We start from the raw sequence: 6,190 nt of genomic DNA on the forward strand, positions 1-6,190 counted from the left end.
AGTAATCACTTTAAACACCCGGATATGTTAAAACGAACCCTTTTTTTTACCAACCCGGCTTATTTAAGCATCAAAGATCAGCAACTTGATATCCTGCTGAAAGACAATGACACCACACGCACGGTCCCACTCGAAGATATTGCCATGGTGATACTTGAGCACTGGCAAATCACCATCACATTACCTGCCCTGCAACAGCTCAATGTTCATAACATTGCAGTGGTTTGCTGCGACGAAAAACATATGCCTGCTTCAATGTTGCTTAATCTGAATGGTCACCATTTACAAAGCGAACTATTTGGTCAGCAAATTAATGCTTCACAACCCCTGAAGAAGCAACTATGGCAACAAACCATCACAGCTAAAATTAAAAACCAGGCAGCCTTGCTTAAGTCCAAAGGTATTGACAGCGGCCCATTGGCATCATTAGCTGCATCGGTTAAGAGTGGTGACAGTACCAATCGCGAAGGAACTGCTGCCCGTGAATATTGGGGGCGCTTATTTACCAACGGTTTTGTACGCGACCGCTATGGTGATGCCCCAAACAATTTTCTGAATTATGGTTACATCGTATTACGGTCGGCTGTCGCACGTGCTTTGACAGGTTCCGGCTTATTGCCCACCTTAGGTATCCATCATCATAACCGCTACAATGCCTATTGTCTGGCCGATGATATTATGGAGCCTTACCGCCCCTACATTGATGAAGCAGTATACGAACTGTGGCAATCGGGTAACGACGAAATGATTCTTGAAAAAACCACGAAAGCCCATTTATTGCAGGTGCTGAGTTGTGATGTGCAGATCGGTAAGCTCAAACGCCCCTTAATGGTGGCTCTGTCGATCACTACCGCCTCACTGGCACGCTGTTTTAGCGGAGAAGATAAGAAAATCACCTATCCCGACTTTTGAACCTTTTCCAAAGTTCGAAACTTTGGAAAAGATAATACCTGCAACCATGGAACACACCCGACTTAATGCATATCAGATTATGTGGTTATTTGTATTTTTCGACCTTCCGGTAACAACCAAAAAAGAACGCAAATTAGCGACCCGCTTTCGCAAAGAACTGATGAAAGATGGTTTTACCATGATGCAATGGAGCGTTTACACCCGCCATTGTGCCAGCAAAGAAAGTGCTGAGGTGCATGAAAAACGCATTAAAGGCTTTGTACCCGATAAAGGACAGATCACTATCTTACGCATCACCGATAAGCAATACTCAAATATGATTAATATATGGGGAGCTCAAATTCTACCTTCTGAAGAAGCTCCACAGCAGCTGGAATTGTTTTAGGAATTGTACCAATCTTAACCTTTTCCAAAGTTCAGAACTTTGGAAAAGATTTCTACCTTTACAAAAGCTCTTTGACATCCTGAAAAAAACACCACATTATTGGTTTCAAATATACTTCCGTGTTAATTTTTCTGCATGAAAAACAAGCTGCATACACCGACATTACTGAGCTGTATGGCGCGCGGTTGTGGTTTGATTCTAATAAGCGATAAGATATACCCTAGTACTAGAAACATCTTTGTAGGTCGAGTTGTGGTTTGATTCTAATAAGCGATAAGATATACCTTGCTTATGTTTTGTATTGAAGCGCCCAGCGTTGTGGTTTGATTCTAATAAGCGATAAGATATACCAATGAAACCACTTATAAAGGATAAACGTAGTTGTGGTTTGATTCTAATAAGCGATAAGATATACCCTTTCTTCAAGTTCGGAACCACGGCATTAAGTTGTGGTTTGATTCTAATAAGCGATAAGATATACCTACGACCGCTTTTTTGTTCGTGCTGGCGTAGTTGTGGTTTGATTCTAATAAGCGATAAGATATACCGAGAGCCCAAGCATTTCGATCTTCTCTGTAGTTGTGGTTTGATTCTAATAAGCGATAAGATATACCTCATGTTCTTTTCACCCAGCAGGGCGCGCAGTTGTGGTTTGATTCTAATAAGCGATAAGATATACCATGTAGTTGACGCTTGCCACCGTGGCCACAGTTGTGGTTTGATTCTAATAAGCGATAAGATATACCCAGATAGAAATCAATGACAAAATCCTATTGGTTGTGGTTTGATTCTAATAAGCGATAAGATATACCCGGGGTGATGTTACTCTAAATAAGAAATCAGTTGTGGTTTGATTCTAATAAGCGATAAGATATACCTTTTGGCCTGTTGTCTTTACGTGTTCTGTTGTTGTGGTTTGATTCTAATAAGCGATAAGATATACCTCTTTGGTCGGATGCTCTTATTGAGCTTCAGTTGTGGTTTGATTCTAATAAGCGATAAGATATACCTTTGGAGCAATAAAGCGTTCGCCATTGTGTGTTGTGGTTTGATTCTAATAAGCGATAAGATATACCCAAAGTTACAAACTTTATTTCCAATTTCACGTTGTGGTTTGATTCTAATAAGCGATAAGATATACCATAATTCCGATTGGTAATTAATCGTGACCGTTGTGGTTTGATTCTAATAAGCGATAAGATATACCGGACAACGGGTTTGGCGCACTGTACGTCGGGTTGTGGTTTGATTCTAATAAGCTATAAAATAACCTCTGAAATAGCTTAGGTATGTCCACCTTGATGCACCAATAACCAAGTATTGTGCATCAGGGCTTTCTTTTTGATATATTTTTATTGATCTTTCAAAGGCACATCAAACCAGAACGTGCTTCCCTGTTGTGATCTTGAAAATATATGTAATTCTCCGCCAATTTTACGAATTAAATCGATACATAAATTAACACCAATCCCAGTACCATTTTCCCCCGATGATCCGGCAGAAGTAAATGAAACGGATTCATCCATTATTTTGGCGATATTCTCTTCTGAAATACCCATACCATTATCCACCACCTCAAAAATTATTTTATCATGTTGAACTTTAGCAACGAGGGAAACCTTTCCATTTTCCGGGGTAAACTTTATGGCATTGGCTAACAGGTTACGCAGAATCGTTTTTAACATGTTTACATCACCTTTGAAGGTAATTCTCTTTTCAATCTGTAAGTTCAGTTGTATCTGCTTTCTATGTGCGCTGTATTCAACATTCTTGATTATTTCACGACAAAACTCTTCCAATTGAATCTCTTCAGGTGTAAAAGTAATTTTTCCCGATTGCGCTTTATACCAGGTGATAATATCATTCAATAAATTATCTGATTTCTCAGTGATATCATTAATCATTCCTGCAATTCTCTTAAGTTCACTAATCGGAAACTCTTCAATTTTATTCTTTAACAGATAAGTAAATCCCAGTAAAGAATTGAACGGAGATTTTATATCATGAACCAACAGCGACAAAAATTTGTCTTTCTCATTGTTTCGTTTCGACAACTCTTCATTGGTGTTGTTAAGCTTATACAGAGCAGACTGCAGCAGTTTCTTTTCTTTAATTAAATCACGTTGCAGGTTTTGGTTTTCGTTATTCAGTTTAAAAACTTTCTCATTCTGTTCAAACAGGTCATTGGCATTTATCCCACCCAACAACAATAACTCCTGTTCCCGCCGGTATACTTTTGCTTCTATTGATCGATTAAACGAGTAATTATCTCCAACAGTCAGGTAACCATCAAAGATAAGTCCGTTACCTTTTGTAGCTACTAAAGCGTTCGTGTCTGGGTTCAGGAAGCTGCTACTTCCTTTTCCTTTTATCAATTCATTAAATGTAGAGTTGATAAAGAGTATCTCCCCTTCTTTATCCAATAAACAAACGTAAATGCAATTACCACTACTAATCACATCCGAAAATTCATTTGTCCATCGTGATAAAAGTTCCGATAACTTTACTCTTTCATCTATTTTCGGGTAAGCAATCAATTTCTTTAGCATCTGTCAATTGGGTAAAATCGTTAATATGCTCTATCATCCATTTATAATAATCCAGAATACCATCCTGCTCATTTGTGTCGATATTTTCCTTGATCAGATCTATCCAACAATTTAATTGCCTGTGCCAATAAACCGGCTTAAACTCCCGGCTACGGTATACTTTGAAAACCCACAATATAGTATTGACCAGCGTTTCGGCACTGAAGTTTTCAAATACAGATGCCATAAAATGAGCATGATTTTCATGATTGTTTTTCATCAGATCGATGTTATTATTTCCAATCAGATTCTCAATCTCATTATCTGATATAAAGTGTTCATTTAATTGCTCCGCCATCCTACCCGATTTGGACCGATATTCAGTAAGGGCTTCCGGTGTTATACGTGGAAGTAAATTCGCACTATTTATTAATTCAGACTTGTTCATAGGCTAGCTGGTTTATATATTCTTCTACTGCAACTGTATCTTCCATAAATGTGAGGTTCTCAAATCTCAACAACGATTCTTTTCCTCCATGGCGAAATCCCTGTCCCCCTACTAATATTGGCGTTTCATAAAACTCGTTTCGTATGGTTTCAATCATTTTTATCAAATCGGGAATATGAAAGAAAACACTCACTGACAATGCAATGATATCGGGATTGATTTTCCGGGCCAGCTCCATAAAATCTTTCTTAGGCGTATTGGCTCCAAGAAAGAACGTGGGATAACCTTTGGCCTCAAACATATCACAGATCATCTTAATGCCAATTTGGTGGAACTCATTCTCAACGCAACCCGCCAGTACTTTTTTATCTGAATGGTATAGGACGTTGAGTTTTAGAAAAAGCTTATTCATTATTGTCTCTGAAATTGCTGATGCTAAATGCTCTGTTGCCACACTTATTTTATTCTCTTCCCATAACTCTCCCACCTGATAGAGTGCTTTTTTTAATACTTCTTCATAGATGACGTGGAGAGGAACTTTCTTTTCCCAAAGTTGATCAATAAGCTTAATACAATTATGGCGGTCGCCCTTTAATAATGCATTAAAGTAAAGATTGTAGTCGGACAATTCAATTGTCATAGATTTAACTCTAAAGATTTAATTAATCAATGAACGAATAGGAGAAAGGATCAATTTCCTTGGGAGCGGTCAAATTAGTTAGTAACTAAGTTACAAAATAAGTTTAAATAATAGCACTTATATAATTAAATTATAACTGGATGAAATGCTGATTTATTAATGATTAGTGTTAAAAAGCTAAGTAAGTTTAACGCTAACATCATGAAAGAATCAATATTGCTTATCAAATAACCTGAATTTAAAAATCTAAATATAACTCATATTAGTAGCAATAAATCATCAAATTAAAGATTCAAAACACTGAACAGATCAATAATGTATATAAATTCAATATTTTAATCGGCCCTAATATGAAAAAACAACAACTTTAACATTTTGAAATTATATAAGTCAAATAAACTATTGTAATAATAATTTCAATCATAAAGAAAAAGCAATTTATAGTGATTTTTGTTAACTTGATACCAAAACTATTAAATGAATAAGTTAATTGCTTCAATATCTAATTATTCAGCTGGTTTAATTCTTCTATCATTTGGTTTTATCTACCTGATTAAAAACAGTTTTATGCCCTACCATAGTCAGGCCGTATCGATGGAGTGGAACGAACTGGAAAGTGGTGTGCAGTACCTGCTTCTTGCTATGATGAGGGTGATGGCAGGTGGTTATCTCAGTATTGGCATTTTAATTATTACCGGACAGTACTTATTTAACCGACATAAACATACTTACCTGCCACTCTTAATTTTTAGCTGCGGAATGTTGGTATGCCTGACCTCTGGCTATGCTACCCTTCTGGTTAAGTTTCACACACCAGGTCGACCTCCTATTATCGCCGCCATAATTGGCTTAATCTTATTGATTGTTGCCTTCATTTTTAACAGGCAAGCAGTTCGCCAAAGTATGGAATAGCGATTTTTACATTTTCCGACCTTGCTTCCTCGTACTTCCTGTTTTTCTCTATCTTTACTCAAAACATGCAGGATGCACACAAAATCCCTTTCAAATTATCTGATCAAAAAGGCTTCAGGCGCGCAGGTTTACTTCGAAAGTCAGAAACTAATCGATTCTTTAATGCGATCAGGAGCTGATGAAGCATTAGCCAAACAGATATTACAAGCTGTCAGTCTGGAATTGCACGATGGCATGCTTACCAGCGATATTTACACAAAAGCCTATCGTATATTACAAAATCAAGAGCGCAAAACCGCTGTTAACTATCGTCTGAAGCAAGCAGTAATGCAATTGGGGCCTTCCGGTTATCCATTCGAACATTT

6 protein-coding genes, 1 pseudogene and 1 CRISPR repeat array are annotated in these 6,190 nt (G+C 37.4%); of the genes and pseudogenes, 4 read left to right on the forward strand and 3 right to left on the reverse strand.

Features of this window, described 5'->3' with window-relative positions:
* Together cas1 and cas2 are read left to right on the forward strand one after the other, a co-directional pair.
* A partial coding sequence (gene cas1, locus AC4MRQ_RS24495; protein ID WP_491200364.1) for a type II CRISPR-associated endonuclease Cas1 occupies positions 1-912 on the forward strand: 912 nt, incomplete at its 5' end.
* A 22-nt stretch (positions 913-934) separates the two neighbouring features.
* A complete protein-coding gene (gene cas2, locus AC4MRQ_RS24500) occupies positions 935-1,297 on the forward strand; it encodes a CRISPR-associated endonuclease Cas2 (protein ID WP_491200365.1) in 363 nt (120 codons plus the stop codon).
* A 184-nt stretch (positions 1,298-1,481) separates the two neighbouring features.
* Positions 1,482-2,570: direct repeats of the CRISPR family, unit length 36 nt; unit sequence GTTGTGGTTTGATTCTAATAAGCGATAAGATATACC.
* 79 nt (positions 2,571-2,649) lie between these two features.
* On the opposite strand, the gene AC4MRQ_RS24505 is transcribed toward cas2, so the two are convergent.
* From AC4MRQ_RS24505 to AC4MRQ_RS24515, 3 genes are read right to left on the reverse strand one after another with little or no spacing between them, the layout of a single operon-like run.
* Complete coding sequence (locus AC4MRQ_RS24505) at positions 2,650-3,846, reverse strand: sensor histidine kinase (RefSeq protein ID WP_491200366.1); 1,197 nt, start codon at positions 3,844-3,846, stop codon at positions 2,650-2,652.
* On the reverse strand, positions 3,809-4,273 hold the full coding sequence (locus tag AC4MRQ_RS24510) for a hypothetical protein (protein WP_491200367.1): 465 nt from the start codon (positions 4,271-4,273) through the stop codon (positions 3,809-3,811). The genes AC4MRQ_RS24505 and AC4MRQ_RS24510 overlap by 38 nt, the downstream gene beginning before the upstream one ends.
* The gene (locus AC4MRQ_RS24515; RefSeq protein ID WP_491200368.1) at positions 4,260-4,913 is read right to left on the reverse strand and encodes a cobalamin B12-binding domain-containing protein; all 654 of its coding nucleotides are present in this window, start codon (positions 4,911-4,913) and stop codon (positions 4,260-4,262) included. Before AC4MRQ_RS24515 ends, AC4MRQ_RS24510 begins: the two co-directional genes overlap by 14 nt.
* A gap of 477 nt (positions 4,914-5,390) precedes the next feature.
* Between AC4MRQ_RS24515 and AC4MRQ_RS24520 the strand changes: the two genes are divergently transcribed.
* Entirely contained in the window at positions 5,391-5,825 is a 435-nt protein-coding gene (locus AC4MRQ_RS24520; RefSeq protein ID WP_491200369.1) for a hypothetical protein, read from the forward strand.
* A 72-nt stretch (positions 5,826-5,897) separates the two neighbouring features.
* Positions 5,898-6,190: pseudogene (locus tag AC4MRQ_RS24525) on the forward strand (ATP-binding protein); the annotation flags it as partial.

Source organism: Carboxylicivirga sp. (assembly GCF_982718395.1).

Excerpts from the sequence above, each read along its gene's own strand:
- AC4MRQ_RS24515 (WP_491200368.1), bottom strand. The coding sequence starts at position 4,913 with ATGACAATTGAATTGTCCGACTACAATCTTTACTTTAATGCATTATTA.
- AC4MRQ_RS24510 (WP_491200367.1), bottom strand. The coding sequence starts at position 4,273 with ATGAACAAGTCTGAATTAATAAATAGTGCGAATTTACTTCCACGTATA.
- AC4MRQ_RS24520 (WP_491200369.1), top strand. The coding sequence starts at position 5,391 with ATGAATAAGTTAATTGCTTCAATATCTAATTATTCAGCTGGTTTAATT.
- AC4MRQ_RS24505 (WP_491200366.1), bottom strand. The coding sequence starts at position 3,846 with ATGCTAAAGAAATTGATTGCTTACCCGAAAATAGATGAAAGAGTAAAG.